The sequence below is a fragment of the Shouchella xiaoxiensis genome (assembly GCF_016907895.1).
Taxonomy (GTDB): domain Bacteria; phylum Bacillota; class Bacilli; order Bacillales; family Bacillaceae_D; genus Shouchella; species Shouchella xiaoxiensis.
Window position 1 is genome coordinate 236,627 of the sequence record NZ_JAFBCV010000003.1, and the last position, 14,606, is coordinate 251,232.

The 14,606-nt window shown below is 38.1% G+C and carries 15 protein-coding genes, 5 tRNA genes and 1 other RNA gene; 18 read left to right on the plus strand and 3 right to left on the minus strand.

Annotated elements, in window-relative coordinates; genetic code table 11:
* The first annotated feature begins 74 nt into the window (after positions 1–74).
* The 4 genes from JOC54_RS06610 (at position 75) to JOC54_RS06625 (ending at position 2,546) form a co-directional block, all read left to right on the plus strand.
* Positions 75–875 carry a metal ABC transporter ATP-binding protein gene (locus tag JOC54_RS06610; RefSeq protein ID WP_204465258.1) on the plus strand — a complete coding sequence of 267 codons (801 nt, stop codon included), beginning with the start codon at positions 75–77 and terminating at the stop codon, positions 873–875.
* The gene (locus JOC54_RS06615) at positions 868–1,749 is read left to right on the plus strand and encodes a metal ABC transporter permease (RefSeq protein WP_204465260.1); all 882 of its coding nucleotides are present in this window, start codon (positions 868–870) and stop codon (positions 1,747–1,749) included. The genes JOC54_RS06610 and JOC54_RS06615 overlap by 8 nt, the downstream gene beginning before the upstream one ends.
* Positions 1,750–1,797: 48 nt before the next feature.
* Positions 1,798–2,214, plus strand: a complete 417-nt coding sequence (locus JOC54_RS06620) for a Fur family transcriptional regulator (protein ID WP_035418301.1) — start codon at positions 1,798–1,800, stop codon at positions 2,212–2,214.
* A gap of 128 nt (positions 2,215–2,342) precedes the next feature.
* Entirely contained in the window at positions 2,343–2,546 is a 204-nt protein-coding gene (locus tag JOC54_RS06625; RefSeq protein WP_035418302.1) for a DUF1540 domain-containing protein, read from the plus strand.
* Between the two features lie 48 nt (positions 2,547–2,594).
* Here JOC54_RS06625 and JOC54_RS06630 read toward each other — a convergent pair whose 3' ends face one another.
* Positions 2,595–3,182 (minus strand): hypothetical protein, encoded by a 588-nt coding sequence (locus tag JOC54_RS06630; RefSeq protein ID WP_204465262.1) that lies wholly within the window; start codon positions 3,180–3,182, stop codon positions 2,595–2,597.
* A gap of 95 nt (positions 3,183–3,277) precedes the next feature.
* Between JOC54_RS06630 and JOC54_RS06635 the strand changes: the two genes are divergently transcribed.
* Positions 3,278–3,697: a DUF4190 domain-containing protein gene (locus JOC54_RS06635; RefSeq protein ID WP_204465264.1), complete on the plus strand. Its 420-nt coding sequence runs from the start codon at positions 3,278–3,280 to the stop codon at positions 3,695–3,697.
* 43 nt (positions 3,698–3,740) lie between these two features.
* Here the strand turns inward: JOC54_RS06635 and ispG are convergent, their stop codons facing one another.
* Positions 3,741–4,844, minus strand: coding sequence for a flavodoxin-dependent (E)-4-hydroxy-3-methylbut-2-enyl-diphosphate synthase (ispG, locus tag JOC54_RS06640; protein WP_035418306.1), 1,104 nt, complete (start codon positions 4,842–4,844; stop codon positions 3,741–3,743).
* A 105-nt stretch (positions 4,845–4,949) separates the two neighbouring features.
* Positions 4,950–5,282, minus strand: a complete 333-nt coding sequence (gene yqfZ, locus JOC54_RS06645) for a protein YqfZ (protein ID WP_204465266.1) — start codon at positions 5,280–5,282, stop codon at positions 4,950–4,952.
* 238 nt (positions 5,283–5,520) lie between these two features.
* On the opposite strand from yqfZ, the gene JOC54_RS06650 reads away from it, so the two are divergent.
* The 13 genes from JOC54_RS06650 (at position 5,521) to JOC54_RS06710 (ending at position 14,508) form a co-directional block, all read left to right on the plus strand.
* Positions 5,521–6,399 carry a DUF1002 domain-containing protein gene (locus JOC54_RS06650; RefSeq protein ID WP_204465440.1) on the plus strand — a complete coding sequence of 293 codons (879 nt, stop codon included), beginning with the start codon at positions 5,521–5,523 and terminating at the stop codon, positions 6,397–6,399.
* A gap of 101 nt (positions 6,400–6,500) precedes the next feature.
* Positions 6,501–7,184: an NfeD family protein gene (locus JOC54_RS06655; protein WP_204465443.1), complete on the plus strand. Its 684-nt coding sequence runs from the start codon at positions 6,501–6,503 to the stop codon at positions 7,182–7,184.
* A gap of 300 nt (positions 7,185–7,484) precedes the next feature.
* Positions 7,485–9,110 carry a Na/Pi cotransporter family protein gene (locus JOC54_RS06660; protein WP_204465268.1) on the plus strand — a complete coding sequence of 542 codons (1,626 nt, stop codon included), beginning with the start codon at positions 7,485–7,487 and terminating at the stop codon, positions 9,108–9,110.
* 96 nt (positions 9,111–9,206) lie between these two features.
* Positions 9,207–9,281, plus strand: a tRNA-Asn gene (locus tag JOC54_RS06665).
* 4 nt (positions 9,282–9,285) lie between these two features.
* Positions 9,286–9,362 (plus strand) — tRNA-Met (locus tag JOC54_RS06670).
* Positions 9,363–9,395: 33 nt separating this feature from the next.
* Positions 9,396–9,471 (plus strand) — tRNA-His (locus JOC54_RS06675).
* 6 nt (positions 9,472–9,477) lie between these two features.
* A tRNA-Ile gene (locus JOC54_RS06680) sits at positions 9,478–9,554 on the plus strand.
* A 3-nt stretch (positions 9,555–9,557) separates the two neighbouring features.
* Positions 9,558–9,647 (plus strand) — tRNA-Ser (locus tag JOC54_RS06685).
* A gap of 167 nt (positions 9,648–9,814) precedes the next feature.
* A complete protein-coding gene (locus JOC54_RS06690) occupies positions 9,815–10,423 on the plus strand; it encodes a superoxide dismutase (protein WP_054793945.1) in 609 nt (202 codons plus the stop codon).
* A 92-nt stretch (positions 10,424–10,515) separates the two neighbouring features.
* A complete protein-coding gene (locus tag JOC54_RS06695) occupies positions 10,516–10,689 on the plus strand; it encodes a hypothetical protein (RefSeq protein ID WP_162831881.1) in 174 nt (57 codons plus the stop codon).
* A gap of 105 nt (positions 10,690–10,794) precedes the next feature.
* Positions 10,795–12,081, plus strand: a complete 1,287-nt coding sequence (locus JOC54_RS06700; protein ID WP_204465270.1) for an MFS transporter — start codon at positions 10,795–10,797, stop codon at positions 12,079–12,081.
* A 53-nt stretch (positions 12,082–12,134) separates the two neighbouring features.
* Positions 12,135–12,317, plus strand: a non-coding RNA gene (gene ssrS / locus JOC54_RS06705) — 6S RNA.
* Between the two features lie 82 nt (positions 12,318–12,399).
* Positions 12,400–14,508: a peptidoglycan D,D-transpeptidase FtsI family protein gene (locus tag JOC54_RS06710; RefSeq protein ID WP_204465272.1), complete on the plus strand. Its 2,109-nt coding sequence runs from the start codon at positions 12,400–12,402 to the stop codon at positions 14,506–14,508.
* The last annotated feature ends 98 nt before the right edge of the window (positions 14,509–14,606 follow it).

Below are 14,606 nucleotides of genomic sequence, written 5' to 3' on the forward strand. Positions count from 1 at the left end.
TTTTTTGCGTTCATTTGAATTAATTCTAGACAATTCTACAAAAAGCGTTATAATAGATAAAGTATTAAATCGGAATGATTCTTAAAAGGGAGCGTGACGAAGAAGTGAATTCGGACGCACTTGTACAGTTAAACAATATTGTGTTCTCATATGGCAAAAGGCCTGTCTTAAGTAATGTTTCTTTAGTTATCGAAAAAGGTGATTTTCTAGGCATTGTTGGGCCAAACGGCTCGGGAAAATCGACATTAATCAAACTTTTACTAAACTTATTAGAGCCGGTGGAAGGGCAAGTTAGCTTGTTCGGTCAATCTTCTTCTAAGTTTAATCAATGGGATCGAATTGGCTATGTTTCGCAAAAGGCAAACAGCTTTAGTAGTGGTTTTCCTGCTACTGTGTATGAAGTAGTCTCAATGGGTCTGTACGGAAAGGTTGGCTTGTTCCGTTTCTTAAGAAAGCGTCATAAAGAAATGATCTTTCGAGCAGTTGAACAAGTTGGAATGACCGATTATTTGTATGAAAATATAGGTGAATTGTCGGGCGGGCAACAGCAACGCGTTTTTATTGCGCGTGCATTAGTGAGCAACCCAGAGTTACTCATTTTAGATGAGCCAACTGTAGGAGTTGACGCAAAAAGTGTAGAGTCTTTTTATGGACTATTACATGATTTAAATACGAATCACGGGAAAACGCTTTTGCTTATAAGTCATGATATTGGGGCAATGACTGATCATGTAAACAAAGTTGCTTGTTTAAATAAAACGATTCATTTTCACGGTTATTCAAGTGAATTTGCCGAGAAAAAAGATAAACTCGATTTCTACGGACATGATGTGCATTTACTCACACATAGTCATGAAGGAGTAGCGCATGATTAATGCTTTTTTAACTTATGATTTTCTACAGTATGCGCTATTCACTGGAGTGATGATCGGCCTGATCGCTCCTTTACTTGGCGTTTTTTTGGTTGTAAGAAGAATGTCATTAATAGCCGATGCACTTTCTCATATCACGCTATCAGGAATTGCTTTTAGCTTGTTGTTAGGGAGCTATATACCCTTTATGCAAGGCGTTAATCCACTTTATATGGGGATGGCATTTTCAGTTAGTGGTTCATTATTTATGGAGAAATTAAGACAAGTATATGTTCACTATAAAGAAATTGCCATACCAATTATCATGTCGGCCGGGATTGGGCTTGGAGTTGTATTCATTTCTATGGCAAATGGGTTTAATAACGATTTACTCAACTATTTATTTGGCTCAGTTATTGCTGTTAATCAAAGTGATTTTATTACGATTGCCATCATAACGGTCGTTGTCCTATTTGTTTTATTTTTCTTTTACAAAGAGTTGTTTTTCTTATCGTTTGATGAAGAGCAAGCTCGTGTTTCGGGAATAAATCGCAAGCTTGTCCATGTTGTTTTTATGGTGATGGTTGCTTTAGTTATAGCTGCTTCGATGCGAGTTGTAGGAATTCTTCTTGTCTCAGCTTTAATGACTCTCCCAGTAGCCAGTGCAATGCGTTTTGCAAAAGGATTTAAACAATTGTTTTTATATGCCGTTATTTTTGGGGAAATTGCTGTTATTGGCGGCTTAATGATTGCCTTTCAATTAAGTTTGGCCCCCGGAGGAGTCATTGTTGTTCTCTCCGTTATCTTGTTGTTGCTATCAATTTTGTTTGGACGGAATAGTGGTAAAAGAGGCAGGTTTCCTTTGAAAAAGAAAAGCCAATTCTCTAGTCAGAAGTAGAGAAATTCGTTACACTAAACAGAAGACGATTAAAAAAGGGTTGATTAAATGGATCTTGCACATGCACTTAATCGGTTAAAAGAAGAAGGATATAAGTATACGGGTAAGCGCGAGGATATGCTTCGTTTATTCGCATCGGATTCACGTTATTTATCAGCCAAAGACGTTTTAGAATCGATGCAACATGCTCACCCTTCGCTTAGTTTCGATACTATCTACAGGAATTTATCTCTTTTCTCAGAACTTCATTTGCTTGAAACGACAGAGTTAGATGGTGAAAAAAAGTTTCGTTTTAGCTGTAAAACAAATGAGCATCATCACCATTTAATTTGCTTAGATTGTGGTAAGACGGAGCATTTTCATAATTGCCCAATGGATGAGTCATTAGCTCAGCGATTCCCGCATTTTCAAGTTACTGGACACAAGTTTGAAATATATGGCATGTGTCAACAATGCCAACAATAAACACCGTCAACTGACGGTGTTTATTTTGCTTCTTCTAGCTTATAAAAGGGAAATAGCGCGCCTTGTTATTTGACATCTAAGTATGAAATAGATGATTTTGCAAACCCTATTTTTAAGGGGGAGATTATATGGCACCAATTGTACACTGTCATGTAGCAAATTGCGCTCATTGGTCAAATGGCAACAAATGTGGAGCTGACGAGATTCTTGTTCAAACAGATGCTCATGAAGATTATAGCACTGAATTAAGTAACGAGCTAAGCAGTGATGAACCAGAGTATGCAGGGGAAAGTACGGAAACGTGCTGTCATACATTTAAGCCTAAACACTAAAAACCAATCTGTCTGTAAAGAAACAGACAGGTTGGTTTTTGCTTATTTTTAAATGGATGGCATATCCGAACAATCCTCTATCCATTTTTCAATCCATTGTTCAGCCTCACTCCAGTGAGTAACTCGTATAACATTAGAAGGAATTGACATTCTGTTGTATGGCGTATCAAATAAAAGGACTGGGATGGAACATTCTTCAGCAATTGCAACAGCATTATCATGTTTGTCTTCAAAAAAGACATCAAGACGATGTTTTTTAACTGCATCAATTTTGTCATGTTTTCCAACCAATTCAATGTCAGTGTAGGGTAATGCTTGATTAGTAAACCATGACGTTGTGACTTCGGTTAAATGTGAGCGTCTTGCTGTGATGTAAATTAAATCATGGGTTTTACTCCACTTGTGCAAAACACGTTCTGCATCAAGTGCCAACTCTGCTTGAGCGTAAATAATTGGTTCTTTGTGCTCCATCCAATCCCAAAATTCTTTATCAGTAATTTGTAGGATTTTTGTTAAATCATATTCCGTTAAATCCTCTAATTGAAGAATTTGGTTAAAGTCTTTATTAATATATGGAATAAATGTAGCTGGGTCTGTAATAGTCCCATCAATGTCTAGTCCAAAACGTTTTTTCATATTAAGCCACCTCTGATTTAGAAATACTTTCATGGATTAGATTGATTTTGCTTGAGACACTAAAGATAATCCTTAATTAGAAAGAAGGAAATGAAGTGTCAAATAAAGAAAATCATGATCCCAAATACCGTTTACTTGATGAAAATGATCCTTCTTTGACGTTTTTAAATACGCATGTAGAAGGACATGATGGTGAAAAAGGAACTGAGTATATTTATAATGCCAAAGCGAAAGATTCCTATGAGGAAGAGATTGCTAATGAATTTGCGGCCGATGAATCTCATTGGCATAGGGACAATGAACAAGATGATATACATGGCAAAGGAATAGGTACAATGGCGCTTGTTCTTTCCATTACATCTTTGTTCTTTGTACCACTTCTATTAGGTCCTGCTGGCGTTATTTGCGGTTTCATTGCTTTGCGTAAAGGGGCAAGGGCACTAGGTCTTTGGTCAATGGCTGTAGGTGTTGTTTCGGTTGCATCGACTCTTATTTTCTCGCCATTCCTGCAATAAAAAGAAGCCGGCTCGCTTTACGAGAGCCGGCTTTTTGATCCAACTAATTTAACTGAGCTTCACGTTGTTTTGCATAGTGCTCTTCAGCAAGTTTATCGATTTCTTTTTTAAGTTCCTCAACCATTGTTTCTTCAGGCACTTTACGTACAATCTCGCCTTTCATAAACAATAATCCTTCTCCGCGAGCACCAGCAATACCGATGTCTGCTTCACGCGCTTCACCTGGTCCATTAACTGCGCATCCTAGAACGGCTACTTTAATTGGTGCCTTTATTGTTGCAATGTAGTCTTCCACTTCATTTGCAATACTGATTAAATCAATTTCAATACGTCCACATGTAGGGCAAGAAATAAGTGTTGCAGCATTTGCGGCTAGACCAAATGATTTTAACAACTCTCGCGCCACTTTTACTTCTTCTACTGGATCTGCCGATAAAGAAATCCGTAGAGTATTCCCAATTCCCATGTTTAGCAAAACGCCGATGCCAGCTGCGCTTTTTACAGTTCCGGCAAATAACGTTCCTGACTCCGTAATGCCAAGGTGTAAAGGATAATCAAACGCTTTACTTGCTTTGTCGTATGCTTCTACTGCTAAGTGAACATCTGAAGCTTTCATCGAGACAATAATGTCGTGAAAGTCAAGATCTTCTAAGATTTTGATATGGTGGAGGGCACTTTCTACCATAGCATCGGCTGTAGGATAACCATATTTTTCAAGCAAATGACGCTCAAGCGAACCAGCATTTACACCAATTCGAATAGGTATTCCTTTTGCTTTAGCCGCTTGAACAACAGCCTCCACATTTTCACGCTTCCCAATGTTCCCAGGATTAATGCGGATTTTATCTGCACCGCCTTCAATGGCTTTTAGTGCAAATTTATAGTTGAAGTGAATATCAACAACGAGAGGAATGTTTATTCTTTTTTTAATTTCTGAAATGGCTTCCGCAGCTCGCATATCAGGGCAAGCAACACGTACAATTTGACAGCCAGCTTCTTCTAATCGACTGATCTCTGCTACAGTTGCTTCAATATCATGTGTTTTTGTAGTTGCCATACTTTGAATAATTACTTCATCGTTCCCACCAATTGTTAAGTTACCAACTTTAACTGGGCGCGTATTTTTTCGGTGAACTCTTTCGGCCATAGACCATATCGCTCCTTTGAGGGGCATTTGCCCGTCTTTTTCTCCAATGGAGACACAAGTTTATTCTATCAATGATATACGGAATCTGGCAAGGAAATTCACTTATTACTGATAAAGTGGGAAAAGATAGCTTTTTCCTATTTGCAGGGCATTTGGGTTTACATCATTATTTAATCGTTTAAAATCCATTAAAATCTGATCAATCGAGACGTTAACCTGACCACTGTGCAGTCGTTCGACAATGGATAAGACTGTCTGACCTGGTTCAATGATCACTTCCTGATGAGGTTCATCTACCGCAGAAGTATCTGTTACTAAATCAGGTTGTAACGAAGAAGGAGGAGGAACGTCATCTTCGATAAGGGTTCCCCCAGTTAAGTCATGTCGTATTCCTAATATGACAATAAGGAGCAGAATTGGATAAACGATTCTTTTCAACCATAACCCTCCCTAAATATTAATTGATGTCTTTACAATAAGATTCTTTCTGACTGTTTAAATGTCCTGCTTACATATGAATTAGACGTTTTACTTATTTCTTCCAAATTATCGTGCATTAATACATATCTTTAAACAACTTTCTAAGTCTTTAGACCCTTCTCGAATATTGGAGGAAACGGTACCTTTTAAAGAGAGGATTTACTACTACATAAAAAAGGGAGTTAATCATTTGAATATGAAACGTAAGCTAATTCACTTGCTACTTGTATCATCTTTGCTTATTGGATTTTTAATGCCATCAGTAGCATTAGCGGACGCTGTGCCAGGTGATGTTTTTATTACACTAGGGGAAGATTTAACATCTGAACAAAAAGATGAATTGTTAAATCGCATGGAAGTTTCTTCTGATGTGGAGACATTAGTTGTGACAAATGAAGAAGAACATACGTATCTCGGCGATTATATAAGCGCTAGACAAATAGGGAATAGAGCGTTATCCTCATCAAAAATAACAATTGGAGAAAGCGGGACCGGCATTCATGTAAAGTCAGATAGAATTAACTGGGTAACAAACGAGATGTACGCAAACGCCCTTATTACAGCAGGTGTAAAAGACGCTGATGTATACGTGACAGCCCCATTTGATGTATCTGGTACAGCGGCACTTACAGGATTAATTAAAGCCTATGAATCAGCTGCTGATATAGCAATACCAGAAGAACAAAAAGAAGTAGCCAACGAAGAAATGGTGCGAACAGCAGAATTAGCAGAAACGATTGGAAATAAAGAAGCCAATGAATTAATCATTCGTATAAAAGAAGAGATTGCAACGACTTCCATCGAATCAACTGAGGAAATGAGAACACTCATTGTACAAATTGCTGAAGATCTAAATATAACGATTACGGAAAACCAAATGAATGAATTAACTGCACTATTTATGAAAATGAAAGATCTAAATATAGATTGGAATGTGGTTAGCGATCAATTAGATAAAGCACGTGAAAATCTCACGGATTTTATGAAGAGCGATGAGGCAAAATCTTTCTTAGATGGAATAATTGATGCCTTAAAAGGTTTTTTTAATTCCATTCGTAACTTATTTAGTTCATAATAGAGGGGAGATATCCTCTCTTTTTTGTTTTGCTTTGAAACCTAATAGGGGATAATAACGTAAAGTAAGAAAAAGTCACATGATTGGAGGGTGCAACGATGATCGATTGGTTAGATTCAGCAACGATAGGCTTTCTTGTTGTTGCCTTAGGGACATTGTTTTTAATAGGGGAGCTACTGGTTCGAGCTAAAGGTTTATTCGGAATATTAGGTATTGGGTTAATTAGTGTCTATTTTCTCCATCATTTAAGTGGTGATGCAAGTACATGGGTCATTATCTTTTACTTAATTGGCCTAGCGTTAATTATTTTTGATGGGAACGTAACGTCTGACGGGACAATCGCAGCAATTGGTATTTTATTTATGATTGTTGGGTTAGCTGTTCCTGCGCCTGATATGGTCTATAGTATTTTAGTAGGGATGGCAACGGTTGTTGGTGCATTTGCATCGCTTCTGTTCTTAAAGGTATTTCCGCATCGGAATATGTGGTCAAAGATGACATTGAAGGATTCATTAACGTCAGAGGCCGGCTATAATTCGATGAACCAAGGGTATAAAACGCTTGTTGGTAAGCAGGGAAAAGCATTAACACCTTTCCGACCAGCTGGAACTGTTGAGATTGATGGAGAGCCTTATAGTGCCACAAGTGGAAGCCAATGGGTAAAAGAAGGAGCTATTGTTGAAGTTGTTTCCGTTGATGGAACGCGAATTTTAATTAAAGAAATTAAAGAAACGTCGAATGATCACAGTGAAACCGATGACGGAAGTGATGAAAAAAACACGTAATTTTTTTACAACCGACCTCTAATTAGGTCGGTTTTTTATTTTGAAAATGATTTACATTACGTTTACATAGAAAACCTAGTAGTAAAAAGAGCGCTTCCGGATGTACATAAATTGCAGTAGAAAAGCGTTGATTTATCGTACGCATATTCGTATCTATAATAGTTTTGTAAAAAAAGTGTAAAGATATAAGAAAGTATGTTTACAAATACTTCACGTTCGTTTAATAATAGACACGGAACATCATTGTTGAGGTTTGTCGAATGACAACTAAAAAATGAGTTGAATGAAGGGATGAGATGAGTGGGAGAGTTTCAAACATTGCTGTTTACGTTCCTGGGGGGGATCGGAATATTCCTGTTCTCCGTAAAGTATATGGGGGATGGGCTTCAAAAAACAGCAGGTGACCGTTTAAGGGATTTATTAGATAAATACACGACAAATCCTTTTATGGGTCTGATTTCTGGTATTGTTGTGACGATCTTATTGCAAAGTAGTACAGCAACTACAGTTTTAACCATTGGATTAGTTAACGCTGGATTCATGAAGTTAAGACAAGCTATCGCTGTTATTATGGGGGCAAATATTGGTACAACTACGACTGCTTTTATCATTGGTTTACCAATTAAAGAGTATAGTTTACCAATAATGGCTGTCGGTGCATTTTTAATTTTCTTCTTTAAAAAGAAAAAAGTGAACGCTATTGGTCAAGTTGCTTTTGGATTTGGTGGACTGTTTTATGGTCTTGATCTAATGGGGACAAGCTTACGTCCTTTAAGCGGTTGGGAACCATTTGTTAATTTCACAGCTAGCATGAGTGACAACCCGTTGTTAGGAATAGTTGTCGGCGTAATATTAGCTGTAGCTCTGCAAAGTTCATCAGCAGCAATAGGGCTTGTTCAACAGCTTTATGAGCAAGGTGCAATGGATTTACAGGCTGCCTTACCCGTTCTAATCGGTGATAATATCGGTACAACATTAACAGCTGTACTAGTAGCAATCGGAGCGACTGTTGCCGCTAGAAGAGCTGCACTAACACATGTTATTTTTAACGTAATAGGTGCAGTCTTAGTCATGATTGCTTTCCCGTTGTTTGTAAGTTTTGTTGAATTTTTAGCAGGTCAATTTGGCTTAAATCCAAGACTGCAAATAGCTTCCGCACACGGTGTTTACAACGTAGCAAACGTCATAATACAGTTTCCGTTTATTTTTGTGCTTGCTTATATTGTGACGAAACTAGTCCCTGGTGACGAGTTAGATTTAGATTATAAGCCAAAGCACTTAGACCCAATTTTTATCGGAAACTCTCCTGCAATTGCTCTTGGACAAGCAAAACAAGAAGTAATACACATGGCAGATTATTCGAAACGAGGACTTAAGCAAGCTATACGTTATATGGAATCAGGCGAAAAGAAAGATGCGGATTTGGCGCTCCAGTATGAACAAGCGATTAACAACTTGGACAGAGAAATAACCGATTACTTGGTTAAAGTATCATCGCGGTCATTATCTGCCTCTGATTCAAATTTACACTCCACTTTATTAAACGCTGTCCGAGATATTGAGCGGATTGGTGATCATATGGAGAATATCGTTGAATTAAAAGATTATCAAAAAGCCAATAAAGTAACGTTATCCGATGTTGCCCTTAATGATTTAAACGAAATGTTTAATTTAACATATGCAACATTAGAAGAGGCAATGGAATCGTTGGAAAAAGATGATCTAGATAAAGCTCATGATGTTCTTAAACATGAAGAATTGATTGATAAGATGGAGCGTAAATTAAGAAAGCAGCATATAAAACGGATGAATGACGGTGAATGCTCAGGAGCTGCCGGAATCATTTTTGTTGATATTATCTCCAATCTAGAACGAATCGGAGATCATTCCGTTAATATTGCTGAAGCTGTAATTGATGAACATTAAAAAAGATCGGGCTTTTGCCCGATCTTTTTTAAAAAGTATTGCACATTGGAAAAATCCATGGTATTATAACTCTTGTCCTTAAAGAAAAATAAACGATCCACAGTAGCTCAGTGGTAGAGCTATCGGCTGTTAACCGATCGGTCGCAGGTTCGAGTCCTGCCTGTGGAGCCATTATGGCGGTGTAGCTCAGCTGGCTAGAGCGTACGGTTCATACCCGTGAGGTCGGGGGTTCGATCCCCTCCGCCGCTACCATATTTATTTTGTTAGATACATACATACAACTTGGCGGTTGTGGCGAAGTGGTTAACGCACCGGATTGTGATTCCGGCATTCGTGGGTTCAATTCCCATCAGCCGCCCCATTAAATGGACCCTTAGCTCAGTTGGTTAGAGCACTCGGCTCATAACCGATTGGTCGTAGGTTCGAGTCCTACAGGGTCCACCACTCGGAGGAATACCCAAGTTCGGCTGAAGGGATCGGTCTTGAAAACCGACAGGCGGGTCAAACCGCGCGGGGGTTCGAATCCCTCTTCCTCCTTTTATAAAAAAACACTTCTTCTGGAAGTGTTTTTTTATGTTTATGTATAAGTACAATGGGAATAGAAAAGATAAATGAGAAAGTAAAGCATATTCTTTGCGATGCGCTTTCTTTAATGGTAATCTAATTGAGAATACAGTTATGAAATTTAAAGGAGGAACTATACTATGGCTTACAAATTACCTGAACTACCTTATGCTGCAAATGCATTAGCACCACACATTGATGAGGAAACAATGAACATTCATCATGGTAAACACCACAACACATATGTTACGAATTTAAATGCTGCACTTGAAGGACACGATGATTTGGCTAGCAAAGATATTGACGAGCTAGTAGCAAACTTAGATTCAGTTCCTGAGAACATTCGTACTGCTGTACGCAATAACGGTGGGGGGCATGCAAACCACTCGTTATTCTGGCAACTTTTAAGTCCGGATGGTGGCGGAGAACCAACTGGTGCTCTTGCAGATGAAATTAAATCTACATTTGGAAGTCTTGAGGATTTTAAAACGAAGTTTGCGGATGCAGCAAAAGGTCGTTTTGGATCAGGATGGGCTTGGCTTGTTGTAAATAATGGCTCTTTAGAAATTACAAGCACTGCTAATCAAGATTCTCCTTTAACAGATGGTAAAACGCCTGTTTTAGGTTTAGATGTTTGGGAGCATGCTTATTATTTAAACTATCAAAACCGTCGCCCTGACTATATTGCTGCATTCTGGAATGTAGTAAATTGGGACGAAGCAACTAAACGTTTCGAAGCAGCTAAATAAATATTAAAATGAACCGTAAAGCATTTTGCTTTGCGGTTTTTTTGTATACTTTTTGTTTATCCTGACATCCTATTTATGAAAGAGGTGTTTATATGGGAAATAATAAAGAAAAGAAACACAACAACCAATTTAAAGAAAATGCCAACCATGGTGAAGTGAGAAACGGTCGTCTAAGCCAATTTAAAAACCATAGTCTTAATGGGCATGAGCCTAATGAATACGTAACGGATAAAGTGGAGAATGAAGAAGAGAATTTGAATACTTAACTTCTGGAGCTACGATGGCAATCGTAGCTTTTTCACATTTTATATTAAGGATTAAATGCATATGCCGAATTCAAACAGACACACTACTAACAAGGTGGTGAGGTCTTGCCAAAACAGTGGTTTGATAAAGTATTTGGCCATGTCGATGCAACAAAAGATTTAAAGCTGTTACTATCCATTGGCGGCCTATACGCGCTTAGTGTGGCTCTTTCTAATACATTCGTAAATATTTTTTTATGGAAGCAGTCTGGACAATTTCTTGATTTAGCGTTGTACAATTTAATGTCCGTTATTTTTCAACCCCTTGCTTTCTTATTAGCTGGTAAGTTAACAAAACGGATTGACCGTGTATACGTCTTGAGGATGGGCGTCATCATGATGTCTTTGTTTTATATAACCGTTTTAATTGTGGGGTCTAATGCAGCTTCCTATTTATTAGTGCTGGGAGCGCTACTGGGGATAGGTACAGGCTGTTATTGGCTTGCTTTTAATGTCCTTACTTTTGAGGTTACTGAGCCTGAGACACGAGATTTTTTTAATGGTTTTTTAGGCTTATTAACTTCGTTTGCAGGGATGACGGGGCCTTTTTTAGCAGGAATTATTATTACGAAAATGACAGGTTTTCAAGGGTATTTTTTAATCTTTGGATTTTCGTTGTTTTTATTTTTAGTAGCAGTTTGTTTAACCTGGTTGCTTGGAAAACGCCATGCAAAAGGCAAATTCCAACTTATACATGTATTAAAAGAACGTAAACGAAATAAAAACTGGCGAAGGATTTTGTGGGCTCATGTCACCCAAGGTTTGCGTGAAGGTACCTTTGTATTTGTCATTGTCGTATGGGTTTATGTAGTAACAAATAATGAGCTTGCATTAGGTACATTTGGTTTAGTGACATCGGGAATTCAATTTATCTGTTATTACTTAACAGCACGTTTATTAAAACCTCTATACCGAAAAAAAGCGATTTTAGTGGGCGGGTTACTTTTATACGGGGCAATTTTTTTGCTCTTAATAAACCTTAGCTTTGCAAAGCTAATTACGTATGGTGTTTTTATCTCAATTGCTTATCCACTCTTGCTCATCCCTTATGTTTCATTAACTTACGATGTCATTGGAAAAGCAAATCGTTCTGGTGAACTCCGGGTGGAATATATTGTTGTGCGAGAATGTTTTTTAAATATAGGTCGGATTTCGTCCATTCTTTTCTTTATTGCAGCAATTACACTCTTCAATGAAGAAAAAGTCATTCCAATTGTCTTACTTGTAGTCGGTTCTGGTCATCTTTGGATTTATTTTTTTGTTCGTACCATACGTTTAAGAAAAGAAGATCAAGAAGTAATCCCGTCTGTTCATTTGACAGAAGGGGATGGTGGACCTGATAAAACTGTGTAAAATTGTTACAGCCTTTGACAGTGTTCGCGCGCTGTTTTATAATTATCTATAGATTATACCTGCCGTGTTCGTAAGCGTTTCTATGTTTTGAACCTTGAATGGAAATAAGGGAGTTTTATATGAATAGCTTGACGTCAAGCTGGATTTTGCCAGACTTCGAACAGCTAACTGCGGACACCCACCTACTTAGTGTAGGTTCATAAAACATTCATTGCAACGGCACAAGCGGGTAATGACCTTATGAACAAAAGACATCCGCTTTAACCGGGGTGTCTTTTTTTATGAAAAGCGTACATACACAGATGTGGGGGGATGAATTTGGTTGATTCTAAAAATCAAAAAAGTCAACAATTATCGTTGCGTTTAAATATACTATTTGTTTTCGTTTTCATACTTTTTTCCGCTCTGATCTTGCGCTTAGGCGTTGTTCAAATTGTTAATGGAGAAGATTATGAAGAAGAATTAACTCATGTGTCAAATCAAACAGCATTAATTGATGCGCCACGTGGAAAAATGTTTGATGCTTACAATAACGTTGTGGTTGATAATTCTTTGGAAATTTCAGTAACGTACACGAATCCAGGTAGCCACAAAACATCGGAAATGATTGAGCTAGCAGAGCTGCTATCTGAATACATTGAAGTTGATACAGAGAATTTACGAACAAGGGATTTACAAGAATATTACTATACGATTTTAAAACCGGAAGAACGTAAAGCGCTTATTGAAGACATTGAGTATGATGAAGACGATGAAACAACAGAGTATCAACGAATGATTGCGCAGATATCAGAAGAAATGGTTTCAGGTTATTCTGCTGAAGAGGAACAGGTTATTGCCATTTTCTCTCATATGTTAAGAGGGTCAAGTGGCTCGCCGCAACGCATAAAACAATCAATTACGACTGAAGAAGCCCATCTGCTTTCAGAGCATTTAGATAGACTGCCTTATATTGATTTGCAAAGAGATTCTAGCCGTGAGTATGTGTATGGAAACACGCTTAAATCTTTATTTGGAAGAGTGGGATCAATTCCATCTGAGACGGTTGACCAGTACTTAACAAAAGGTTATAAGCGCTCTGATTTAATAGGTGTTAGTAATCTTGAAGGCAATTATGAAGAAGTGTTGCGTGGTCAAAAAGCAGAAATATCAAGAACAAGAACACGTGAAGGCGCTGGACCGATGGAACAGGAGGTTGAAGAAAAACCAGGGAGCCGAGGAAATGACCTCGTTCTTAGTATTGATATGGAATACCAGCAACTAGCAGATGAAATACTGGAAACTCATGTGACGAGAAATCGCGGTATCTTTGAGCGTGATGCAAGTGCTTATGCAGTTGTGATGAACCCAAAGACTGGTGATGTGTTGGCAATGAGTGGCTATCAAGATATTGTTGGGGGAAATACAGATTTTAACCCGCTAGGCACAGTTAATAATGTATACGAAACAGGATCAGCCATCAAAGCTGCTTCGGTCTTAGTTGGGTTGGAAACTGGAGTTGTTAACCCTGGAACAGTGGTCAATGACCGACCATTGGAATTCCGAGGCACTCCTACTAAACGTTCAGTTGTAAATATGGGCCGTGTTGATATGGGTGCGGCTATGGAGCGTTCCTCAAATATTTATATGTTTGAAATTGCCATGCGTATGGCGAATTATGAATACGATAATTCCTTAACAAAAGGTCAGCGTACTTTATTTACTGAGGCGAAAGCAAATGAAGTTCTAGATAAGACTCGATATTATTTTAATCAATTTGGATTAGGTACAGAAACGGGCATTGATTTGCCACGAGAAGAAACAGGACTTTCACCGTTAACTGTCGTAGAGCCAGGTAATTCCCTTGACTTTATGATAGGTCAGTATGATACGTATTCAACGATGCAGCTTGCTCAATATATAAGCACAATCGCAAATGACGGTGTTCGAATGCGACCACGCTTAGTGCAAGAAATTCTTGAACCTACTACAAATGGGGAAGAAAAGATTGTCATACAATCAAACCCTCCAGAAGTATTAAATAAAATCGATATGAGCGAAGAACATATTAACTTTGTGCAGAGTACGTTACGTCGTGTTGTTACTGGACAAAGAGGTACGGCACGAAACATCAAAACAGACGTACCAATTGCTGCAAAAACAGGTACCTCACAATCCAAAATTACGATTGGAGAGGGCGATAATCGCAGACAAGTAGATGTTAACAACCTGAGCTTTGTAGGCTACGCTCCGTATGACGACCCTGAAATTGCTTTTGCCGTTATTACTCCCAGTGCTGCGCGAGTCCCGACTGGGCAAGCTACAAGCAAAATATCTGAATTAATTAGTCAAGAACTAGTCAACAGTTATTTTGAACTAAAAGAAAATCGTTCTGGTCCTCAGTCGGTTGATTCGGTTATCGATGAGGTTGACTTGTTTGATGAATAAAAAAAGGATGTGTGAGTTTATACTCACACATCCTTTTACTTTTTTATAAAATAATTGTAGAATTTTAAAGGAAAATAAAAAAATACGTCGAATCAATC

Bases quoted from the DNA above. Each gene is read 5' to 3' on its own strand.
- JOC54_RS06630 (WP_204465262.1), bottom strand. From the start codon at position 3,182: ATGAAAAAACGTTTTGGACTAGACATTGATGGGACTATTACAGACCCA.
- JOC54_RS06620 (WP_035418301.1), top strand. From the start codon at position 1,798: ATGGATCTTGCACATGCACTTAATCGGTTAAAAGAAGAAGGATATAAG.
- JOC54_RS06650 (WP_204465440.1), top strand. From the start codon at position 5,521: ATGAAACGTAAGCTAATTCACTTGCTACTTGTATCATCTTTGCTTATT.
- JOC54_RS06625 (WP_035418302.1), top strand. From the start codon at position 2,343: ATGGCACCAATTGTACACTGTCATGTAGCAAATTGCGCTCATTGGTCA.
- JOC54_RS06690 (WP_054793945.1), top strand. From the start codon at position 9,815: ATGGCTTACAAATTACCTGAACTACCTTATGCTGCAAATGCATTAGCA.
- JOC54_RS06695 (WP_162831881.1), top strand. From the start codon at position 10,516: ATGGGAAATAATAAAGAAAAGAAACACAACAACCAATTTAAAGAAAAT.
- JOC54_RS06615 (WP_204465260.1), top strand. From the start codon at position 868: ATGATTAATGCTTTTTTAACTTATGATTTTCTACAGTATGCGCTATTC.
- JOC54_RS06610 (WP_204465258.1), top strand. From the start codon at position 75: ATGATTCTTAAAAGGGAGCGTGACGAAGAAGTGAATTCGGACGCACTT.
- ispG (WP_035418306.1), bottom strand. From the start codon at position 4,844: ATGGCCGAAAGAGTTCACCGAAAAAATACGCGCCCAGTTAAAGTTGGT.